This is a genomic window from Vibrio sp. YT-19(2023) (assembly GCF_033337395.1).
The window spans coordinates 47,439-66,540 of sequence record NZ_JAWOQN010000027.1 but is presented as its reverse complement, the minus strand read 5'-3'; the positions used below and the strand labels follow the sequence as shown (position 1 = coordinate 66,540).

Genomic DNA, 19,102 nt, shown 5'->3' with positions numbered 1-19,102 from the left:
GGAGCGACACACGAGGTTCGAACTCGTGACCTCAACCTTGGCAAGGTTGCGCTCTACCAACTGAGCTAGTGTCGCATCAACAACGTTTCCGCTGTTTAGGGCTGCGAATTATAAGAGCATTTTTTTGTGATGCAAGTCCTTCCTTCAAAAAAACTTTATTTTTTTACTGAACGACGAAAAAGCAATCAAAAGCGATATAAATTACAACAATTTGGATCGCAACCTTAACAGTTAAATCTTGAAAATAGTACCTCGATAGTACTTAAGTTCTGCGATGGACTCACGAATGTCGTCCAAGGCCAAATGTGTTCCCTGTTTTGTGAACCCATTTAGCACCTCAGGTTGCCAGCGACGTGCTAGTTCTTTAAGAGTACTAACGTCAACATATCGGTAATGGAAGAACTCTTCCAACTCAGGCATATGCTTGTATAAAAAGCGACGATCCTGCCCAATGCTGTTACCACATATTGGCGACGCCCCTTTCGGTACCCATTTTTCTAAAAATTCAATGGTTTGTGCGACTGCGTCTTGTTCTGAGATTTGACTGTTTCGAACGCGCTCAACCAAACCGCTTGCCGTATGCGTATTAGTACACCAGTCGTCCATTTTCGCTAGTTCTTCTTCCGGCTGATGAATCGCTAACACTGGACCTTCAGCCAAAATATTTAGTTCGCTATCCGTGACAATAGAAGCAATTTCGATGATTTTGTGCGTTTCAGGATCAAGCCCTGTCATCTCTAAATCAACCCAAATTAGGTTTTGATCGCTAAAGGACATGGTTACGCCGCCTATTTGTTTATCGATAAAAGAGGTACTATACCTCAAAATACGAGAAACACGATACTCATACACGGAGCCAAGAGTACGGCTCAACCATTTGAGTAAATTCACATAAAGTACAGAATTGTGGCAAAGAAGAAAAAGTTAACCAAAGGTCAGGTGCGACGCGTACGTAGCAACCAACAAAAGCGTTTGAAGAAGCAAGAAGAGTCCATCCAGTGGGATGAAAACATGCTAGGCGCCAGCAAGCAAGGTCTCGTGATCACTCGTTTTGGTCAGCACGCGGACATTGAAGACCTTGAAACAGGCGAAATTCAACGCTGTAACCTCCGCCGTGGTATTGAGTCTCTAGTATCTGGCGATCGTGTTTTATGGCGCGAAGGATTGGAGTCTATGGCGGGCATCTCTGGTGTTGTTGAAGCGGTAGAACCTCGCTCTTCAGTGCTCACTCGTCCAGATTATTACGATGGCCTAAAACCCGTTGCAGCCAATATTGATCAAATGGTCATTGTCTCTTCGGTATTACCAGAGCTATCGCTAAATATTATTGACCGCTATCTCGTTGCATCAGAAACACTGAATATTGCGCCATTGTTGGTCTTAAATAAAGTCGACCTTCTAGAAGCCGATGATCGTGCAATGTATGAAGAATGGCTCAAAGAATATGAACGCATTGGCTATAAAGTGCTTCTGGTCAGCAAGAAGTCTGGAGAAGGCATTGCTGAACTAGAAACCCTGCTGCGTGACCGAATTAATATCTTTGTTGGTCAATCAGGCGTAGGGAAATCCAGCTTAGTCAACGCGTTAATGCCGGAACTAGAGAGCGAAGTGGAAGAAGGCGAAGTCTCTGAGAACTCTGGCTTGGGCCAACACACCACGACGGCTGCACGTTTATACCACATTCCAACGGGTGGCGATTTGATCGACTCACCTGGAGTACGTGAATTTGGTCTTTGGCATTTGGAAGCAGAAGAAGTAACAAAAGCATTCGTTGAATTTCGACCATATTTAGGCGGTTGCAAGTTCCGAGATTGTAAACACAATGATGACCCAGGCTGCCTTCTACGCGAAGCTGTCGAGAACGGGGAAATTAACGAAACTCGCTTTGAAAACTATCATCGCATTTTGGAAAGCATGGTTGAAAACAAAGCAAATCGTCAGTATTCACGTAATAAAAAAGCCGATCTGTAATTGAGTTAAGGCTGTAACTGTGTAAAAAGTCTTCACCTAATACTGACAAGCAAATTAAATTTCAGTAACATCACGCGCCCTAAAGCGCGAATCTAACAGAAGTATCGGAATTAAAGATGGACAAGTTTAAAGTTGGACTGCAGTACTGGATCCCACAACACGGCCTCACTCGCCTAATGGGTAAACTGGCTTCAGCAAAAGCTGGCGGTCTAACAACAGCAGTTATTCGTTGGTTTATCAAACAATACAATGTGAATATGGATGAGGCAAAGCACTCAGATCCTAAGCATTTTAAAACGTTCAACGAGTTTTTCGTTCGTGAGCTAAAAGAAGGCGCACGCCCAATTTCTGAAGGCGAAAACGTCATCACTCATCCAGCCGACGCTTGTGTTAGCCAGTTTGGCCCTATTGAAGATGGTCAACTTATCCAAGCAAAAGGTCATCACTTCTCAGCACAAGAATTGCTGGGCGGTGACGCGAATTTAGCGGACGAATTTAAAGATGGTTCTTTTGCCACATTGTATCTATCTCCGCGCGATTACCACCGTGTACACATGCCATGTGACGGCACTCTGCGCCAAATGATTTACGTACCAGGTGACCTGTTCTCAGTAAACCCTCTGACAGCAGAAAACGTACCGAACCTATTTGCACGTAACGAGCGTGTGGTGTGTATCTTCGATACTGAGTTTGGTCCAATGGCACAGGTGCTTGTTGGTGCGACAATTGTTGGTAGCATTGAGCAAGTATGGGCTGGCACGATCACTCCGCCTCGTGGAAACACTGTCTACAAATGGAATTACCCAGCAGAGGGTGACAAGGCCGTGATCTTGAAAAAAGGCGAAGAGATGGGCCGCTTCAAACTGGGTTCTACTGTTATTAACCTGTTTGCCAAAGACGCGATTGAGTTTGACGCAAGCATGGAAAACGGTAAGCCAACCGTTATGGGCACACCTTACGCCTTGAAAAAATAAGTAAAACACCGTTAAAGAGCCCTTTATTAAGGGCTCTTTTTATTGATAAAAAGCAAAACTCCGTTCGAAATTTAGCCTCTATTTCTCAAACTCATACCTGCCTCTAAGACCCTCATTCCACAATCAATTATCCTGCGCTTAGAATGAATATTTAGAGGGGCAGCCAATGCCAAAGATGAGTGTAAACACGTTGGCGAAATTGCTGGTGTGCTTTTTAATTCCGCTCGGTGTTTTGATGATGCCGATTGATGCTATTCCTATTGACGATCTCACTTTAATTCAGCATCGCCTGTTGGCTATTTTTCTTCTTGCTGCTCTACTTTGGGTTCTCGAGCCGGTTCCCGTTTTTGCTACGTCCATTCTTATTATCGCTCTTGAACTGATCATGATATCGGATAAAGGTTTGCATCTATTTCGCAATCCACCAGCGGGGCATGATTTAGGAGAGTTAATTGCTTACACCGATATTTTCTCGGCCTTCTCTTCACCGATCATTATTCTTTTTATGGGTGGTTTTGCTCTCGCGATTGCGGCTTCCAAATACGAGCTCGACAACAACCTCGCCCGAGTTCTATTAAAACCATTCGGCACACAACCTAAGTTCATAATGCTGGGCTTGATGTTAATTACCGCCGTTTTTTCAATGTTTATGTCCAATACTGCCACGACCGTGATGATGCTAGCCCTGCTTGGCCCCATCGTCGCTTCAGCACCTAAAGGGGATTTAGGCATTAAAGCACTGGTGTTGTGTATTCCAATTGCCGCGAATACAGGCGGCATTGCGACTCCGATAGGCACGCCACCTAATGCGATAGCGCTTCAATATCTCACTGGGGAAAACGCGATAGACTTCCTATCGTGGATGACAATGGGTCTACCCTTTGTGTTGGTACAACTCACTGTAGCTTGGTTCTTGTTGCAAAAGCTGTTTCCGTCTAGCGAACCAGAAATGAAACTAAAGCTAGATGGTACATTCAAAAGGAGCTGGCGTGCGATCGTCGTCTACATCACTTTTGCACTAACCATTTTGCTTTGGATGACAACGAAAGTGCATGGCATGAATACATACGTTGTCGCGATTATCCCACTAGCAGTGTTCACGTTAACGGGCATTATGGGAAAAGAAGAGCTCAAGCTGATTAACTGGGATGTTTTATGGCTAGTTGCCGGTGGTATAGCAATTGGCATTGCCTTAGACAAAACGGGCTTAGCCGAAGCATTAGCGCACGCCATTGATTACAGCCTGCTATCACCATTTGCCGTTGTTTTAGCCCTATCGGTAGTGTGCTGGTTAATGGCGAACTTTATGTCTAATACCGCAACGGCAAACTTATTGATGCCTATTGCTGCCGCTATTGGTACATCCATGCCAAGCCTTATTGCGGTTGGTGGCCTACAAGGTTTACTGGTTGTCGTCGCCTTCTCCGCATCACTTGGCATGATCTTACCGGTTTCCACACCACCAAACTCTTTGGCTTATTCAACAGGCCTCATCGAGAGCAAAGACATGGCGAAAGTGGGGCTGATTCTTGGTTTGATTGGTCTACTTATCGTGTATGGCGCAGTTTTGGTACTGTTTTAATCGAAGAGCTCCATGAAAAAGCGTGTTGTCATGGAGCTGCTCTCCAGCTACTGCCCTTACAGAGCGGCTTTTACATCCCATAAATTTCGTGCATATTAAGACTCCTCTACTCTACAAGGACGTCGACACATCATGGGTTACGAATGGCTTGCTTTATGCGCCGCTTTTCTGTGGGCAGTTTCTAGCCTAATTTCGGTCATTCCTGCACAACACCTAGGCGCATTTTCTTACAGCCGCTGGCGTATGGGCTGCACAGCCGTGATCTTATCAACAATGGCCTGGATAACTGGCGGCTGGTTAACGGTTTCTTGGGAACATGTAACGCCAATGATGGCCTCAGGACTGATTGGTATTTTTATTGGCGATACCGCTCTATTCGCGTGTTTGAATCGTATGGGGCCAAGACAAGCCGGGTTACTCTTCTCTTGCCACGCCGTGTTCTCTGCCATCTTGGGCTACTTCTTATTTAGCGAAGTCATGACCACAATAGAACTACTGGGCGCATCATTGGTATTTAGCGGCGTGGTGATGGCGATATTCTTTGGCCGAAGAGGTCAAGTGAATAACGTCTTGGAAGACATTAAAGGTAACATCTGGGTGGGTATTGGACTTGGCTTAACCGCAGCAATGTGCCAAGCATTGGGCGGCATCATCGCCAAGCCAGTAATGCAAACCAGTATTGACCCAGTTGCGGCTTCTGCTATTCGAATGATCAGTGCCTTTTTCGCCCACAGCATGTTGTTAATTCTAGGAGTCAAAGTCGCTCGCTCGACGCAACACATTACTTGGCGCATATTTGGTATTACTGCGCTTAATGGTTTCTTGGCGATGGCCGTCGGCATGACGCTAATCTTATACGCACTGCAAGAAGGAAATGTAGGTATGGTTGCACTTCTATCTTCAACCACGCCAATTATGTTGCTACCACTGCTCTGGATTTACACTAAACGCCGACCAAACCGATTTGCATGGTTGGGCGCAGCCCTAGCTGTGATTGGTGCTGGCATTTTGGTTCAGTAACCTTACAGACCAGCCCTTATTGCCAGATACAAAAAAGCCCGAGTTTAAACTCGGGCTTTTATCATTCGGAACCGTTAGTTAATTATTTATTTAACTAATACTTCACCCGTCATTTCTGCTGGGATTTCTAGACCAGCTAGAGAAAGCATGGTTGGTGCAAGGTCAGACAGTTTACCGCCTTCTTTGAATTCAACCGCTTTGTCACCTACATAGATTAGAGGCACTGGTAGGTTAGTGTGAGCAGTGTGGATGCCGCCAGTTTCAGGGTCGATCATCATTTCTGCGTTACCGTGGTCCGCAGTGATCAATAGTTGACCGCCAACTTCTTTGATTGCTTCAACCACTTTACCCACGCTTTCATCTAGAGCTTCGATTGCTTTCTCAGCCGCTTCATAAACGCCAGTGTGACCAACCATATCTGCGTTCGGGTAGTTACAGATGATGGTATCGAACTTACCAGACTTAATAGCCGCAACCATCTTATCTGTTAGTTCTGGAGAGCTCATTTCAGGCTGCATGTCGTACGTTGCAACTTTTGGAGAAGCAACCAATTGACGCTCTTCGCCTTCAAATTCGTTCTCAACACCACCGTTGAAGAAGAAAGTCACGTGTGCGTATTTCTCTGTTTCAGAGATACGTAGCTGAGTTTGACCTTGTTTAGATAGCCACTCACCGTAAGTGTTTTCTAGAGACGCAGGTGGGAATGCGATAGCTAGAGGGATATCAGCCGCGTATTGAGTCAGCATCACAAAGTTGATTGCTGGGAATACTGCACGCTCAAAGCCGTCAAATGCAGGAACGAATGCACGAGTGATTTGACGTGCACGGTCAGCACGGTAGTTCATGAAGATAACCGCATCACCATCTTGCATGATTGCGTCTTCTTGACCTTCTGCTTTGATAGCTGTTGCTTTAACGAATTCGTCGTTTTCTTCACGAGCGTAAGCCGCTTCTAGACCTGCAACTGCCGTTTCTGCTGTGAACTCAGCTTTAGCTTGAGTTAGAAGATCGTAAGCAACTTGGACGCGATCCCAATTGTTGTCACGGTCCATTGCGTAGTAACGACCTACTAGAGAAGCAACGCGGCCTTTACCTAGTTTCGCAAATAGGTCTTGGAAACGTTGTAGTGAGTTTTCAGCACTACGTGGTGGTGTGTCACGGCCGTCTAGGAAGCAGTGTAGGTAGATTTTCTCTGCGCCACGAGCCGCTGCCATTTCAACTGCAGCGTAAATGTGGTCTTCGTGAGAGTGAACACCGCCTGGAGACATCAGGCCCATGATGTGTACTGCTTTTTCAGCTTTCACAGCAGAGTCGATTGCTTCAACTAGCGCAGGCGTTTGTTCGAACTCACCATCAGCAATTGATTTAGTGATACGAGTCAGGTCTTGGTATACAACGCGGCCTGCACCAATGTTAGTGTGACCAACTTCAGAGTTACCCATTTGACCATCAGGAAGGCCAACATCCATGCCTGAAGCAGAGATTAATGTGTGTGGGTTATTCGCAATCAGAGCATCCATTACTGGTGTTTTCGCATTCGCAATTGCGTTACTTGCTGTGTCTTCACGGTAACCGTAACCGTCAAGGATAACTAGAGCCAGTGGCTTCTTAGCTGACATAGTGATGACCTCATCAAATTTAAGTAACTTTTGGCGTAGGGCCTCGCTGCCCTATCTAACCTTGAAACAAAACTAGCGTAATTTTACTACACTTTTTAACCAAAACTGTAGGTTAAGATCAAATAATGTTTGCGATTTATTGTTGCTATCTTACAAGTTAAGCGAACAACGAGTCAGTGCCGACAATCGTGTTCCACAAGCATAGTCATTTCTAATACGCTTTGTACACCCCAGTCTAAGTTCGGTTTTCTTACGCTTCTCATTCTTATTTTTGCACTTGAAATAGCGCTAATTTAAAGCAACATCAAACAAGATGGGTTAATACCTATTGTTCTCTTTTCTCAGTAAAACAGAAGTCACTTAAACCGATAAGTACAATAGGCAAAAGCAATCAAGCTACCAGAGCAAAATGTACGGATAGTAAGGGCATAAAGGGTTTATAGAGATCTCAATTATTCGTTAGAAAATTTTAACCCTCTCGCCTAAGAGCCGTAACCTCGCTATACTCCTGCTTTATTTTTCCGCCAACAGCGTAAGAGCTCAAGACATGCAAGAGTACATTGAATTTTTCCAACAGAACATGATTCTATCTTTGGTTTGGGTAGGTCTTCTTGTCGCCTTTATCATGAACATCGTGAAATCAGCGACAGCCGCATACAAAGAAATCAACGTAAACCAACTGACTCATCTTATGAACCGTGAAAACGGCGTTGTAGTGGATATCCGTACCAAAGACGAGTTCAAAAAAGGTCATATCACCGACTCACTTCACATTTTACCGTCAGACATCAAAGCGGGTAACTTGGGTAGCCTTGAAAACCACAAATCAGACCCAATCATTGTTGTATGTAAGACAGGACAGACCGCTCAAGAAAGCGCAAACCTACTAGTAAAAGCTGGCTTCGAAAACGTGAGCCTACTAAAAAATGGTTTGATTGCGTGGAACGAAGCGAACCTGCCGTTAGTTCGCGGTAAGAAGTAGGAACGTGGCAAGAACGAAAGTTCGCGTTTAAACGCGCTTTTACCAAGCCTCGCGGACAAGAAACTGAGCAAATTGAAAGCAGTTGGAGCACTAAGTTGTGACGCTTTGCACGTAATACACGCTTCATCTAGTCAAGGTAGATTGGCTCAGTTAGTCTCAGGACATACCAGTTTTCTGAGCTTAGACGTTTCTAGGCTCAACAAATATTGATTTAAGGATTAAAAAATGGCTGAAGCAGCACCTCAAGACGCACAACAAAACTTCGCAATTCAACGCATCTTCCTAAAAGACGTTTCTTTTGAAGCGCCGAACTCTCCAGTAATTTTCCAGAAAGAGTGGAACCCAGACGTTAAACTAGACCTAGACACTCAAAGCCGTGAGCTTGGTGAAGGCGTTTACGAAGTTGTTCTACGCCTAACCGTTACTGTGAAGAACGAAGAAGAGACTGCGTTCCTATGTGAAGTTCAACAAGGTGGTATCTTCACTGCTGAACAAATGGAAGCTGGTCAACTTGCACATTGCCTAGGCGCATTCTGCCCGAACATCCTATTCCCATACGCTCGTGAAACTATCTCAAGCCTAGTCGTTAAAGGTACGTTCCCTCAACTGAACCTAGCGCCAGTAAACTTTGACGCGCTATTCATGAACTACCTACAACAGCAAGCTCAACAAGGCGAAGCTGAAGCGTAATTCACGTTTTATAAGTGACGAATAGCCACAGTGCTGACGTCACCGAATCAAATAAAATGCACAGAGCGTCTACCATCCGATGCAATGTGCATTTTTTATTTCTGACAAAAGTTCCTAGTTCCTAATCGCCAGAAGGCGTAAAATTTGACGATTAGGAACTAGATTCTACTAGTAGCAAGACAATTAGGCGGTAGCATGACACAAGCAAATACAAACAATGCTTACGGTAAAGACATCGCAATGACTGTGATTGGCGCAGGCTCATACGGCACCTCTTTGGCAATCTCACTCGCTCGTAACGGCGCGAACGTTGTCCTTTGGGGACACGAGCCAGAGCACATGGCTCGCCTAGAAGCAGACCGAGCTAACCATGCCTTTTTACCAGGTGTTGATTTCCCTGAAAGCTTGATCATTGAATCGGATTTAGAAAAAGCCGTTCAAGCAAGCCGAGATTTGTTGGTTGTGGTTCCAAGCCATGTCTTTGGCATCGTGCTAAACAGCTGTAAACCATTCTTGCGCGAAGACTCTCGCATCTGTTGGGCAACCAAAGGGCTTGAACCTGAAACGGGGCGCCTGCTGAAAGACGTCGCTTATGACATTATCGGTGAAAACTACTCACTAGCAGTATTGTCTGGCCCAACGTTTGCGAAAGAGCTCGCAATGGGTATGCCGACTGCAATTTCAGTTGCGTCTCCAGATTCTGAATTTGTTGCGGATCTACAAGAAAAAATCCACTGTAGCAAAACCTTCCGCGTATACGCTAATAGTGACTTTATTGGTATGCAACTGGGCGGCGCTGTGAAAAACGTTATTGCGATTGGTGCAGGTATGTCTGATGGTATCGGTTTTGGCGCCAACGCCCGTACTGCATTAATTACTCGTGGCTTGGCTGAAATGAGTCGCCTTGGTGCTGCGCTGGGTGCACAGCCAGAAACCTTTATGGGCATGGCGGGTTTAGGCGATCTTGTCCTGACATGTACCGATAACCAATCACGTAACCGACGCTTTGGCTTGGCATTAGGCCAAGGTAAAGACGTTGATACGGCTCAAGAAGAAATTGGCCAAGTGGTTGAGGGTTACCGCAATACAAAAGAAGTATGGCTACTTTCTCAACGTATGGGTGTTGAGATGCCGATAGTTGATCAAATTTATCAAGTATTGTATCAAGGAAAAGATGCGCGCTTAGCAGCGCAAGATTTACTTGCTCGTGACAAAAAAGCCGAAGGAAAGTAGCAATCTACCGCCCTTTGCAGCTCATCTGAGAAAAATTGAAGTTGTCGGGTCACGGAAGAACCACTCTGGATATTGAGAATGAAACACTGCGAAAAACAAAAAGTCTGGAACAAAATTGTCTCAGAAGCCCGTGAAATGTCAGAACAAGAGCCTATGCTGGCGAGCTTCTATCATGCCACCATTATCAAGCATGAAAGTTTGTGTGCCGCTCTGAGTTATATTCTGGCTAACAAATTGAACACCGCTTCCATGCCAGCGATGGCTGTGCGTGAAGTGGTTGAAGAAGCCTTTGCAGCTGATCCAACCATCACTGACGGCGCGGCTTGTGATATTTGTGCCACGGTCAATCGCGACCCTGCTGTTTCAATGTACTCAATGCCATTGCTGTACCTAAAAGGCTATCACGCACTGCAAGGCTACCGAGTAGCAAACTGGCTGTGGAAGCAAGGTCGTCACGCTCTTGCGACTTACCTACAAAATCAGATTTCGGTAGCATGTCAGGTCGATATTCACCCTGCAGCGCGCATTGGTAGTGGTATCATGCTCGACCATGCAACAGGCATCGTGATTGGTGAAACTGCCGTGGTCGAAAACGACGTGTCTATACTGCAAGATGTCACCCTTGGTGGTACTGGTAAAGAATGCGGTGATCGTCACCCGAAAATTCGCGAAGGCGTAATGATCGGAGCTGGTGCAAAGATTCTTGGCAATATCGAAGTCGGTGAAGGCGCGAAAATCGGATCTTGCTCTGTGGTATTGCAAGCCGTGCCTCCTCACACAACGGTGGCTGGCGTGCCTGCAAAAATCGTCGGACGTCCAAAAACGGACAAACCCTCTCTCGATATGGATCAAGGCTTTAACGGCAAGTCGCAAAGCTTTATCCATGGAGATGGTATTTAATCGTCAACAAACCTTTTTGACAACAACGTGGTAGGTAACTCTCAAGTGCGAAAACAAAATCACCCTGTTCTACGCTCGGCTATTTTATTAACTTGTGCTTTATCTGCCACTTATCCCATTACCTCCTCTGCTGTGAGTCAGCAAGAGCTCAAAGGCGTATCCAGTGAGATAAGCCGTCAGCGCAAATCGCTCTCTTCCCAAGAAAAGCAGCTCAATGAGTTACAGAAATCACTAAAAGATCAAGAGCTTGGTATTTCTAAGCTTGAGCGTGAAATACGACAAACCAAGTCTAACCTCGCACAAGCAGACAAAAACATAGAAAACCTGGAAGAGAAAATTGCCTTGCAAGAAGCACAGCGTCAAGAGCAAGAAGAAGAACTCAAACAGCTGCTGCAAACGTATTACGTAACCGAGCGAGCGAAGGCCAATGGTCACTTGTTAAATCAAGGTGTGGAAGAAGACCGCATGAGCCAATACTTCCAGCATTTAGCTAAAGCACGTGCTGAAGTGATTGATGCGATCACCAAAATAACCCAAGAATTAGCGCACAACAAAAACCAGCTCGAGCTAGAAAAAGAGCAAATCGAGACTCTGCTCAAGCAGCAATCCGAAAAACGTACAGCGCTAGCGAGTACACAATCCAAGCGTAAGCAAACCCTGAATAAAATTCAGAGCAGTATCAAGAATGACAAACGCTACTTAGCCGAGCTGCAACGCAACGAAACCCGTTTAAAAGCAGAGATCGCCAAAGCAGCGAAGCGTAATGCGGTGCCAATGGACGGACTCGGCAAACAGCGCGGTAAGTTGCCTTGGCCACTCAAAGGCAGTGTGTTACACAACTTTGGTACGCGACAAACTGGGCAGGTAAACTGGAAGGGTATGGTGTTGTCTGCCAACTATGGTCAACAAGTGAAAGCCGTTTATCCTGGTACTGTCGTATTTGCTGAGTATCTGCGCGGATACGGTTTAGTGGTACTGCTCGACCACGGAAAAGGTGACATGACCCTCTATGGTTACAACCAAGCGTTAACTAAAAAAGAAGGCGATCGAGTCACCGCCGGCGAAGTGATTGCTCTCGCGGGTGATACGGGTGGTCAAGACAGGCCATCGCTGTACTTTGAAATTCGTCGTAATAGTGAAGCGCAGAATCCGAAATCTTGGTTAAAACGCTGATTATCTGACTCATCGACTTATAATAAAAAAGGAGCCACTCGGCTCCTTTTTTGCATTCATATTTTGGAAAATGCTATGCGTAGTAGGTTTCTACCGCATCAATAAAAGCATGCACATCATCTTTGCTTAACGCGTTGATTCCTGCCGCCGCCTCTCGGCCCCCACCTGTCGGGAACTGACCACACACGGCCACGGCACCTTGTTTATTGTTTAACGGGGCACGAAGTGAAACCGTATAAGTCTCATCTGCATTTTCAGTAAGTACCGCATGCGCAGAGTCAGGGTTTTGGTTTGCCAGCCAGTTGCCATAAACACCACTGATTCGGCGTGATGCCGCCGTGTTTGGTAACTCAAACAACTTTAGCTTACCGCCCTCATGCATGGCAGGCACTGCGAGAGCCGCCTCCATGTCTTGTTGGTAAGCCGATTGCAATTGGTAGTATGGCGAGGCCGTATCTTCAATAGCTTCAAATGGTGACATGTACTTCAGCAAAGCTCGGTACAGCTCCGCAGGATGAAAGTGTAAATCTTCGACTTTCGAGCCGTAGCCGTTGTAGTTAATTAAAGTACCCAGCTCTTTTAGCTGCTCTTTCTGTTGCTGCGACAAGCCCGCGTTATTCGCTAACTCATTGGCTTTAGCAATCATGTTATCGCCATAAGCCGCCGTAATCGCCCAGTCATGAAAACGCCCATCAAGCAACTTATCGACAATCAACGCCGTGCACATGTTGGCATCGAGATCGATGTGCGCATCCAAATTACCATGCTGAGGAATGTCACCAGCTTTGTGATGGTCGGCGTAAAAGACGTGCGCGCCTTGAGCCAAAGCTTGCTCTAGACCTGCCATGTTCTTTTCCATCGAAATGTCTAACACAGTCAGCTCATCACCCGCTTGCACGTCTACTTTTTCCACCAGTTTGATGTCGCGCTTTACACCGGTTATTAACTGGGCATCGACAGGATCAGCCAAACGTAATTGCAGAAGAGCAATGATGCCATCAGCATCACCATTAAAAATGTCGTAATTCATGGGGCGATAGTTCCTTTATCGAGAATCTTATCCCTGCAAGGGTTTTTAGCGTATGGGACTATTGTGCGTGGCATATTTGACAAGTCAACTCGAGCCACGACTCGAAAATGAGAGTGACTCTCGAAATATTAAGCAGTTTGACGTTTAACTGTGTAGATTGCTAACCGCATCTTCTAATAACAGTAGCTGCTCTAAGCCCTGCTCAGTTGCTAATGGCTTAACGACATTAAGCATCTGCAACATCCCTTGCTTCACCATTTGTTCGGTAATGTTGGTTTTTGAAGCCATCGCGGATTGATACGCCAACCAACTACACGCAATCAAGTGCAATGTACATACCAATGACTTCAACTGTTGTTGATCGACATTCAACAGCTTCATCGTTACGAACTCTTGCATAATAGCAATGAGGTTCGCTTGCAGCTTCTCTTGCACATCGATGTACTGTTCGTGTAGCTGTTCATCTCGTGACAAGATTTCTGGTAAGTTTGCGTAGAAAAAGCGGTATTTCCACATCAAGGTAAAAATAGAGTCTAGGTAGCTCTTCAGCATAGTCAGGCTCTCTTGCGAACCTTGAATAGGGGTAAATCTTTCTAAAAGTTCTGCTGAATAAAGCGCAAAGATCTCACGAACGATTTCTTGCTTATTGCGGAAGTGGTAATACAAATTACCAGGGCTAATTTCGATGTGATCGGCAATGTGATTGGTGGTGATGTTGCGCTCACCATGTTGGTTGAACAACTCCAGTGCCGCGTAGACGATTTTGTCGCGCGTTTTCATTGTTATCGTGTTCCCTCTTCATTAACGAATCGAGTATAGCGACTTCACCAACCTAGGTCGATAGAGGCTCCAAATCCGGTAACATAACAGACCAGTTAAGATGCCAGTTGAGTTGGCGACAAGGTCTAACCAAGAAGTTTGTCGCCCTACATACCCTTGCAACCACTCAATAACGGCGCTGAATAGCAAAATACTAATCGCCACCGCCCAACGTTGACGCCAACGCCACACACAAAAACAACCTAAAAACGCAAAGCCGCTGTACGCCATAGCGTGCTGCATTTTGTCGAGGTACGCAATATTGCCCCAGTCTTGCAGTTCACCTGAACTCAGAGATAAAAAAGCGATCAATATGGCGTAGCTCAAGATGACGAAACGTGCAGCCGTCAAGTTCATTGGATATCCTTATGCGATTGGAAATGGAAAGGCCGTGACTTGATCAATGTGGTCACAGCCTAGCGCCAGCATGATCAAACGATCAATACCCAGCGCAACCCCTGCACAGTCTGGCAACCCTGCTTCCAGTGCAGAGATCAGATGATAATCGATCGGCTGTGGTTTTAAACCCATTTCGATACGCTTTGCGTTATCTTGTTCAAAGCGCGCTAATTGCTCTTTCGGGTTATCCAGTTCATGAAATCCGTTCGCCAGCTCTATCCCCTTAAAGTACACTTCAAAACGATCCGCGACGCGATGATCTTGAGGATTGATTTTCGCAAGCGCCGCCTGTGATGCAGGGAAGTCGTACACAAAAGCCGGCACGTCCTGACCAATTTTGTTTTCTACTCCCACGCTAAATAGTAGTTGCAGCAGCGTATCGCGATCTTCTTCTGGCTCAGCAATGTCACTCAAACCCAGCTTGCTTGCCGCCGCTTTCAGCTCAGTCATCGAGCCTTCCAGTGGACACACACCCAACACATCAATGACGGCTTGCTGATACGTCATGCGCTGCGCTGCACCACACTTCAATACCAGCTGCAACAGGTCATCCATTTCATCCATCAATTTATGATGGTCAAAGCCAACGCGATACCACTCCAACATCGTGAATTCAGGGTTGTGGTAGCGACCATTCTCTTCATTACGAAATGCTTTGTTGATTTGATAAATACAACCGCTGCCCGCAGCCAAAAGGCGCTTCATATGGAATTCTGGGCTGGTCATAAAAAACAGCTTACTGCCATCGGCATAGCCTGGGCCAACAAACTCGGTTTGGAAAGTATGCAAATGGATGTCAGTCACGGTTGCGTGACTCATGGCTGGCGTATCGACTTCCATCACCTGTCGGTCAGCGAAGAATTGTCGAATCGACGCGATTAACGTCGCACGTTGACGAAGTTGGTCAATGGAAGCAGTAGGTTGCCAGTTGGTTTGCATAACAAGTCTCTCAAACTTTAATTCAGCGAGGAAAGTCTCATTCTACATGCTTTTTACTCTTCAAGAAGAGAGGAATATCCCTTCTTCTTTTTACTAATGTGCTCGCAAATTTGAGGCAAGCATTACTCGTGCCGCAGAACAAAAAACACTCAGTTAAAATCCTATTATCCATGCGGTTAATGTCACGCAACACGGGTTTAACATCCCTAATGTTAATGCTTGAGGGCCAAAACCTCGATGCCGTGATAGCAGTCACATAACCTATAAATTCTATGCCCTTAAGTGCATTACCGAAGCAAAAACCCAATTACATCAATTTTTCTGCCATGTGGCTCATCTACACTAACCCTACTACTTTTGGGGAGTTCTTTTTAAGGAGCGCCTCGTAATGACAATAACAAGCGGATTTCCGCAATCACACACTGGAGGATAACTGTGCAAATTATCACCACAGATATCGCAGTCATCGGCGCAGGCGGCGCTGGTCTTCGTACTGCTATTGCAGCGGCTGAAGCAAACCCAGACTTAGAAGTCGCTCTGATTTCTAAAGTTTATCCAATGCGCTCCCACACGGTCGCTGCAGAGGGTGGCTCAGCAGCAGTTATCAAGGATGAAGATAGCTTAGACAACCACTTCAACGACACTGTTGGCGGTGGTGACTGGCTATGTGAACAGGATGTTGTTGAATACTTTGTAGAGAACGCGACTCGCGAAATGATCCAAATGGAGCAATGGGGTTGCCCATGGAGTCGTAAAGAGAACGGTGAAGTCAACGTACGCCGCTTTGGTGGTATGAAGGTTGAACGTACTTGGTTCGCTGCAGACAAAACTGGCTTCCACATGCTTCATACGCTATTCCAGACATCAATGAAGTACAGCAACATCAAACGTTTTGATGAGTACTTTGTGGTGGATCTACTTGTTGATGAAGGCGAAGTTCAAGGTCTGATTGCTATTCACATGTCTGAAGGCGAGCTTGTTACTATCAAAGCAAAATCGGTTGTTCTAGCAACAGGTGGCGCGGGCCGTGTTTACCACTGTAACACCAACGGCGGTATCGTAACGGGCGATGGTATGGCAATGGCTTACCGTCACGGCGTTCCTCTACGTGATATGGAATTCGTTCAATACCACCCAACAGGTCTTCCTGGTACAGGTATCCTGATGACGGAAGGTTGTCGTGGTGAAGGCGGTATCATCGTTAACAAGAATGGCTACCGTTACCTACAAGATTACGGCATGGGCCCTGAAACTCCAGTTGGCCAACCGAAGAACAAATACATGGAACTGGGTCCTCGTGACAAAGTTTCTCAAGCTTTCTGGCACGAACAACAGAAAGGCAACACCATCAAACACCCACTGGGTGACGTGGTGCACCTAGACCTTCGCCACCTTGGTGAAGAGTACCTACAAGAACGTCTACCGTTCATCTGTGAGCTAGCAAAAGCTTATGTAAACGTGGACCCTGCAAAAGAGCCAATTCCAATTCGTCCAACCGTTCACTACACCATGGGTGGTATTGAAACGGACGGCGGATGTGAAACTCGCATTAAAGGCCTATTCGCGGTGGGTGAATGTGCGTCTGTTGGTCTTCACGGTGCAAACCGTTTAGGGTCTAACTCACTGGCTGAGTTCGTGGTATTTGGCCGCGTAGCGGGTGAAAACGCCGTGAAACGTGCGGCAGAATTCAAAGGCTGGAACGACGCGGCAATTGACGCGCAAGTAAAAGCGGTTGAAGAACGCATCGCTAACCTAATGAACCAAGAAGGCGACGAAAACTGGGCAGAAATCCGCACGGAAATGGGTCACACCATGGAAGCGGGTTGTGGTATCTACCGCCAAGAAGATTTGATGCAAGCGACTATCGACAAGATCACTGAGTTGAAAGAACGCTACAAACGCATCAGCATCAAAGACAAAGGTAAAGTGTTCAACACTGACCTTCTATACGCAATCGAAGTGGGTTACGGCCTAGAAGTCGCAGAAGCGATGGTTCACTCTGCGATTCTACGTAAAGAATCTCGCGGTGCGCACCAACGTCTAGACGACGGTTGTACAGAACGTGATGACGTGAACTTCCTAAAACACTCACTTGCTTTCTACAAGCCAGAGTCAGCACCAAGTATCGATTACAGCAATGTGACCATCACTAAGTCACAACCAAAAGCTCGTCTATACGGTGAAGCAGCAGAAAAAGCCGCGGCTGAAGAGAAGAACGCAGAGGAGCAAGCATAATGTCAGCAAATCGCATTCAAAAAGTAGACATCCTGCGTTACGACCCAGAAAAAGATGCAGAACCATACAAGCAAACATTCGAAGTACCATTCGATGAAACCATGTCTGTGCTTGACGCACTTGGCTACATCAAAGATCACCTAGACAAAGATCTGTCTTACCGTTGGTCTTGCCGTATGGCGATCTGTGGTTCTTGCGGCATCATGGTGAACAACGTACCGAAACTTGCTTGTAAGAGCTTCCTACGTGACTACCCAGACGGTGTGACTATCGAGCCTCTAGCGAACTTCCCAATCGAGAAAGACTTGATTGTTGATATGACGCCATTCATCGAGCGCCTAGAAGCAATCAAACCATACATCATTGGTAACGATCGTAAACCAGAAGACGGTACGAACTTGCAAACGCCAGAACAGATGGCGAAATACAAGCAATTCGCTGGCTGTATCAACTGTGGTCTGTGCTATGCAGCATGTCCTCAGTTTGGTCTTAACCCAGAGTTCATCGGTCCTGCTGCACTAACGCTAGCCCACCGCTACAACCTAGACAGCCGTGACAACGGTAAAGATGAGCGCATGAAGCTTATCAACGGTGAAAACGGTGCTTGGGGTTGTACGTTTGTTGGTTACTGTTCTGAAGTTTGTCCGAAGAACGTTGACCCAGCAGCGGCAGTAAACCAAGGCAAAGTGGAGTCTTCTATGGACTTCGTGATTGCTATGTTGAAACCTGATGGTTCACCAAAGAAAGTGGAGGCATAAGGATGAGCAATCGTAAACCTTACGTTCGTGAAGTAAAACGCACTTGGTGGAAGAACCATCCTTTCTACCGCTTCTACATGCTACGCGAAGCTACGGTGCTTCCGTTAATCCTATTCACTCTGTTCCTAACTTTCGGTTTAGGTTGCTTGGTGAAAGGTCCTGAAGCATGGCAAGGTTGGTTAGCATTCATGGCGAACCCAATCGTAGTCGCAATCAACATCGTTGCACTACTCGGTAGCCTATTCCACGCTCAAACTTTCTTCAGCATGATGCCACAAGTAATGCCAATTCGTTTGAAAGGCAAACCAGTGGACAAGAAGATCATCGTATTGACTCAGTGGGCCGCTGTTGCGTTTATCTCACTGATCGTTCTCATCGTGGTGTAAGGAGCTGAGCAATGAAACCGAATTATAGTGTAAACACATCACCAAAACGTTCTGATGAGCCAATCTGGTGGGGTCTGTTTGGCGCAGGTGGTACTTGGTTCGCGATGATCACGCCAATCACGGTATTGGTGCTGGGCATCTTGGTCCCACTAGGCGTGATTGATGCAGAAGCGATGAGCTACGAGCGTGTCTCCGCATTCGCAACCAGCATCATCGGTGCGCTATTCATCATTGGCACGCTAGCATTGCCAATGTGGCATGCAATGCACCGTGTACACCACGGCATGCACGACCTTAAGTTCCACACTGGTGTGATTGGTAAAATTGCATGCTATGCATTTGCAGGCCTCATCACTGCACTAGCAGTTATCTTTATCTTCATGATTTAAGAG

The 19,102-nt window shown here is 46.2% G+C and carries 19 protein-coding genes and 1 tRNA gene; 13 read left to right on the top strand and 7 right to left on the bottom strand.

Annotation, left to right across the window (positions count from 1 at the left end):
- Positions 1–2 precede the first annotated feature (2 nt).
- Both R7E78_RS18320 and orn read right to left on the bottom strand, forming a co-directional pair.
- Positions 3–75 (bottom strand) — tRNA-Gly (locus R7E78_RS18320).
- 156 nt (positions 76–231) lie between these two features.
- Complete coding sequence (orn, locus tag R7E78_RS18315; RefSeq protein WP_017635574.1) at positions 232–777, bottom strand: oligoribonuclease; 546 nt, start codon at positions 775–777, stop codon at positions 232–234.
- Positions 778–906: 129 nt separating this feature from the next.
- Between orn and rsgA the strand changes: the two genes are divergently transcribed.
- From rsgA to R7E78_RS18295, 4 genes are all read left to right on the top strand, one after another.
- Positions 907–1,971, top strand: coding sequence for a small ribosomal subunit biogenesis GTPase RsgA (gene rsgA / locus R7E78_RS18310; RefSeq protein ID WP_025768798.1), 1,065 nt, complete (start codon positions 907–909; stop codon positions 1,969–1,971).
- A 116-nt stretch (positions 1,972–2,087) separates the two neighbouring features.
- Positions 2,088–2,945 (top strand): archaetidylserine decarboxylase, encoded by an 858-nt coding sequence (gene asd / locus R7E78_RS18305; RefSeq protein WP_149192324.1) that lies wholly within the window; start codon positions 2,088–2,090, stop codon positions 2,943–2,945.
- Between the two features lie 166 nt (positions 2,946–3,111).
- Positions 3,112–4,527 (top strand): SLC13 family permease, encoded by a 1,416-nt coding sequence (locus R7E78_RS18300; RefSeq protein WP_104975656.1) that lies wholly within the window; start codon positions 3,112–3,114, stop codon positions 4,525–4,527.
- 132 nt (positions 4,528–4,659) lie between these two features.
- Positions 4,660–5,547, top strand: coding sequence for a DMT family transporter (locus tag R7E78_RS18295; protein WP_005386417.1), 888 nt, complete (start codon positions 4,660–4,662; stop codon positions 5,545–5,547).
- Between the two features lie 86 nt (positions 5,548–5,633).
- Here the strand turns inward: R7E78_RS18295 and gpmM are convergent, their stop codons facing one another.
- A complete protein-coding gene (gene gpmM, locus R7E78_RS18290; protein ID WP_005381471.1) occupies positions 5,634–7,166 on the bottom strand; it encodes a 2,3-bisphosphoglycerate-independent phosphoglycerate mutase in 1,533 nt (510 codons plus the stop codon).
- Between the two features lie 547 nt (positions 7,167–7,713).
- Here gpmM and R7E78_RS18285 point away from each other — a divergent pair.
- The 5 genes from R7E78_RS18285 to R7E78_RS18265 all read left to right on the top strand — a co-directional run bounded on the left by R7E78_RS18285 (position 7,714) and on the right by R7E78_RS18265 (position 12,144).
- Positions 7,714–8,148, top strand: coding sequence for a rhodanese-like domain-containing protein (locus R7E78_RS18285; RefSeq protein ID WP_005386415.1), 435 nt, complete (start codon positions 7,714–7,716; stop codon positions 8,146–8,148).
- A gap of 225 nt (positions 8,149–8,373) precedes the next feature.
- Positions 8,374–8,838 (top strand): protein-export chaperone SecB, encoded by a 465-nt coding sequence (gene secB, locus R7E78_RS18280; RefSeq protein WP_005386410.1) that lies wholly within the window; start codon positions 8,374–8,376, stop codon positions 8,836–8,838.
- Positions 8,839–9,033: 195 nt separating this feature from the next.
- A complete protein-coding gene (gene gpsA / locus R7E78_RS18275; protein ID WP_005381474.1) occupies positions 9,034–10,071 on the top strand; it encodes an NAD(P)H-dependent glycerol-3-phosphate dehydrogenase in 1,038 nt (345 codons plus the stop codon).
- A 78-nt stretch (positions 10,072–10,149) separates the two neighbouring features.
- A complete protein-coding gene (gene cysE, locus R7E78_RS18270; protein ID WP_005381475.1) occupies positions 10,150–10,971 on the top strand; it encodes a serine O-acetyltransferase in 822 nt (273 codons plus the stop codon).
- Positions 10,972–10,998: 27 nt separating this feature from the next.
- Entirely contained in the window at positions 10,999–12,144 is a 1,146-nt protein-coding gene (locus tag R7E78_RS18265; protein WP_005381476.1) for a murein hydrolase activator EnvC family protein, read from the top strand.
- Between the two features lie 73 nt (positions 12,145–12,217).
- Here R7E78_RS18265 and R7E78_RS18260 read toward each other — a convergent pair whose 3' ends face one another.
- From R7E78_RS18260 to epmA, 4 genes are all read right to left on the bottom strand, one after another.
- The gene (locus R7E78_RS18260) at positions 12,218–13,174 is read right to left on the bottom strand and encodes a DHH family phosphoesterase (protein WP_262640708.1); all 957 of its coding nucleotides are present in this window, start codon (positions 13,172–13,174) and stop codon (positions 12,218–12,220) included.
- Positions 13,175–13,318: 144 nt separating this feature from the next.
- Positions 13,319–13,954 carry a TetR/AcrR family transcriptional regulator gene (locus tag R7E78_RS18255; RefSeq protein ID WP_005381480.1) on the bottom strand — a complete coding sequence of 212 codons (636 nt, stop codon included), beginning with the start codon at positions 13,952–13,954 and terminating at the stop codon, positions 13,319–13,321.
- A 21-nt stretch (positions 13,955–13,975) separates the two neighbouring features.
- A complete protein-coding gene (locus tag R7E78_RS18250; protein WP_285386200.1) occupies positions 13,976–14,350 on the bottom strand; it encodes a VanZ family protein in 375 nt (124 codons plus the stop codon).
- 9 nt (positions 14,351–14,359) lie between these two features.
- Complete coding sequence (gene epmA / locus R7E78_RS18245; protein WP_130545479.1) at positions 14,360–15,331, bottom strand: elongation factor P--(R)-beta-lysine ligase; 972 nt, start codon at positions 15,329–15,331, stop codon at positions 14,360–14,362.
- Positions 15,332–15,766: 435 nt separating this feature from the next.
- Between epmA and frdA the strand changes: the two genes are divergently transcribed.
- Genes frdA through frdD form a run of 4 tightly spaced genes read left to right on the top strand, consistent with a single transcriptional unit; the run spans position 15,767 to position 19,099 of the window.
- A complete protein-coding gene (gene frdA / locus R7E78_RS18240; protein WP_115386347.1) occupies positions 15,767–17,566 on the top strand; it encodes a fumarate reductase (quinol) flavoprotein subunit in 1,800 nt (599 codons plus the stop codon).
- Positions 17,566–18,324 (top strand): succinate dehydrogenase/fumarate reductase iron-sulfur subunit, encoded by a 759-nt coding sequence (locus R7E78_RS18235; protein WP_005381489.1) that lies wholly within the window; start codon positions 17,566–17,568, stop codon positions 18,322–18,324. Before frdA ends, R7E78_RS18235 begins: the two co-directional genes overlap by 1 nt.
- A 2-nt stretch (positions 18,325–18,326) precedes the next feature.
- Positions 18,327–18,710 (top strand): fumarate reductase subunit FrdC, encoded by a 384-nt coding sequence (gene frdC / locus R7E78_RS18230; RefSeq protein WP_005381491.1) that lies wholly within the window; start codon positions 18,327–18,329, stop codon positions 18,708–18,710.
- A gap of 11 nt (positions 18,711–18,721) precedes the next feature.
- The gene (frdD, locus tag R7E78_RS18225; RefSeq protein ID WP_005381493.1) at positions 18,722–19,099 is read left to right on the top strand and encodes a fumarate reductase subunit FrdD; all 378 of its coding nucleotides are present in this window, start codon (positions 18,722–18,724) and stop codon (positions 19,097–19,099) included.
- The last annotated feature ends 3 nt before the right edge of the window (positions 19,100–19,102 follow it).

Coding starts and splice junctions, on each gene's coding strand:
- orn (WP_017635574.1), bottom strand. CDS start 777: ATGTCCTTTAGCGATCAAAACCTAATTTGGGTTGATTTAGAGATGACA.
- asd (WP_149192324.1), top strand. CDS start 2,088: ATGGACAAGTTTAAAGTTGGACTGCAGTACTGGATCCCACAACACGGC.
- R7E78_RS18300 (WP_104975656.1), top strand. CDS start 3,112: ATGCCAAAGATGAGTGTAAACACGTTGGCGAAATTGCTGGTGTGCTTT.
- R7E78_RS18295 (WP_005386417.1), top strand. CDS start 4,660: ATGGGTTACGAATGGCTTGCTTTATGCGCCGCTTTTCTGTGGGCAGTT.
- gpmM (WP_005381471.1), bottom strand. CDS start 7,166: ATGTCAGCTAAGAAGCCACTGGCTCTAGTTATCCTTGACGGTTACGGT.
- R7E78_RS18285 (WP_005386415.1), top strand. CDS start 7,714: ATGCAAGAGTACATTGAATTTTTCCAACAGAACATGATTCTATCTTTG.
- secB (WP_005386410.1), top strand. CDS start 8,374: ATGGCTGAAGCAGCACCTCAAGACGCACAACAAAACTTCGCAATTCAA.
- gpsA (WP_005381474.1), top strand. CDS start 9,034: ATGACACAAGCAAATACAAACAATGCTTACGGTAAAGACATCGCAATG.
- cysE (WP_005381475.1), top strand. CDS start 10,150: ATGAAACACTGCGAAAAACAAAAAGTCTGGAACAAAATTGTCTCAGAA.
- R7E78_RS18260 (WP_262640708.1), bottom strand. CDS start 13,174: ATGAATTACGACATTTTTAATGGTGATGCTGATGGCATCATTGCTCTT.
- R7E78_RS18255 (WP_005381480.1), bottom strand. CDS start 13,954: ATGAAAACGCGCGACAAAATCGTCTACGCGGCACTGGAGTTGTTCAAC.
- R7E78_RS18250 (WP_285386200.1), bottom strand. CDS start 14,350: ATGAACTTGACGGCTGCACGTTTCGTCATCTTGAGCTACGCCATATTG.
- epmA (WP_130545479.1), bottom strand. CDS start 15,331: ATGCAAACCAACTGGCAACCTACTGCTTCCATTGACCAACTTCGTCAA.
- R7E78_RS18235 (WP_005381489.1), top strand. CDS start 17,566: ATGTCAGCAAATCGCATTCAAAAAGTAGACATCCTGCGTTACGACCCA.
- frdC (WP_005381491.1), top strand. CDS start 18,327: ATGAGCAATCGTAAACCTTACGTTCGTGAAGTAAAACGCACTTGGTGG.
- frdD (WP_005381493.1), top strand. CDS start 18,722: ATGAAACCGAATTATAGTGTAAACACATCACCAAAACGTTCTGATGAG.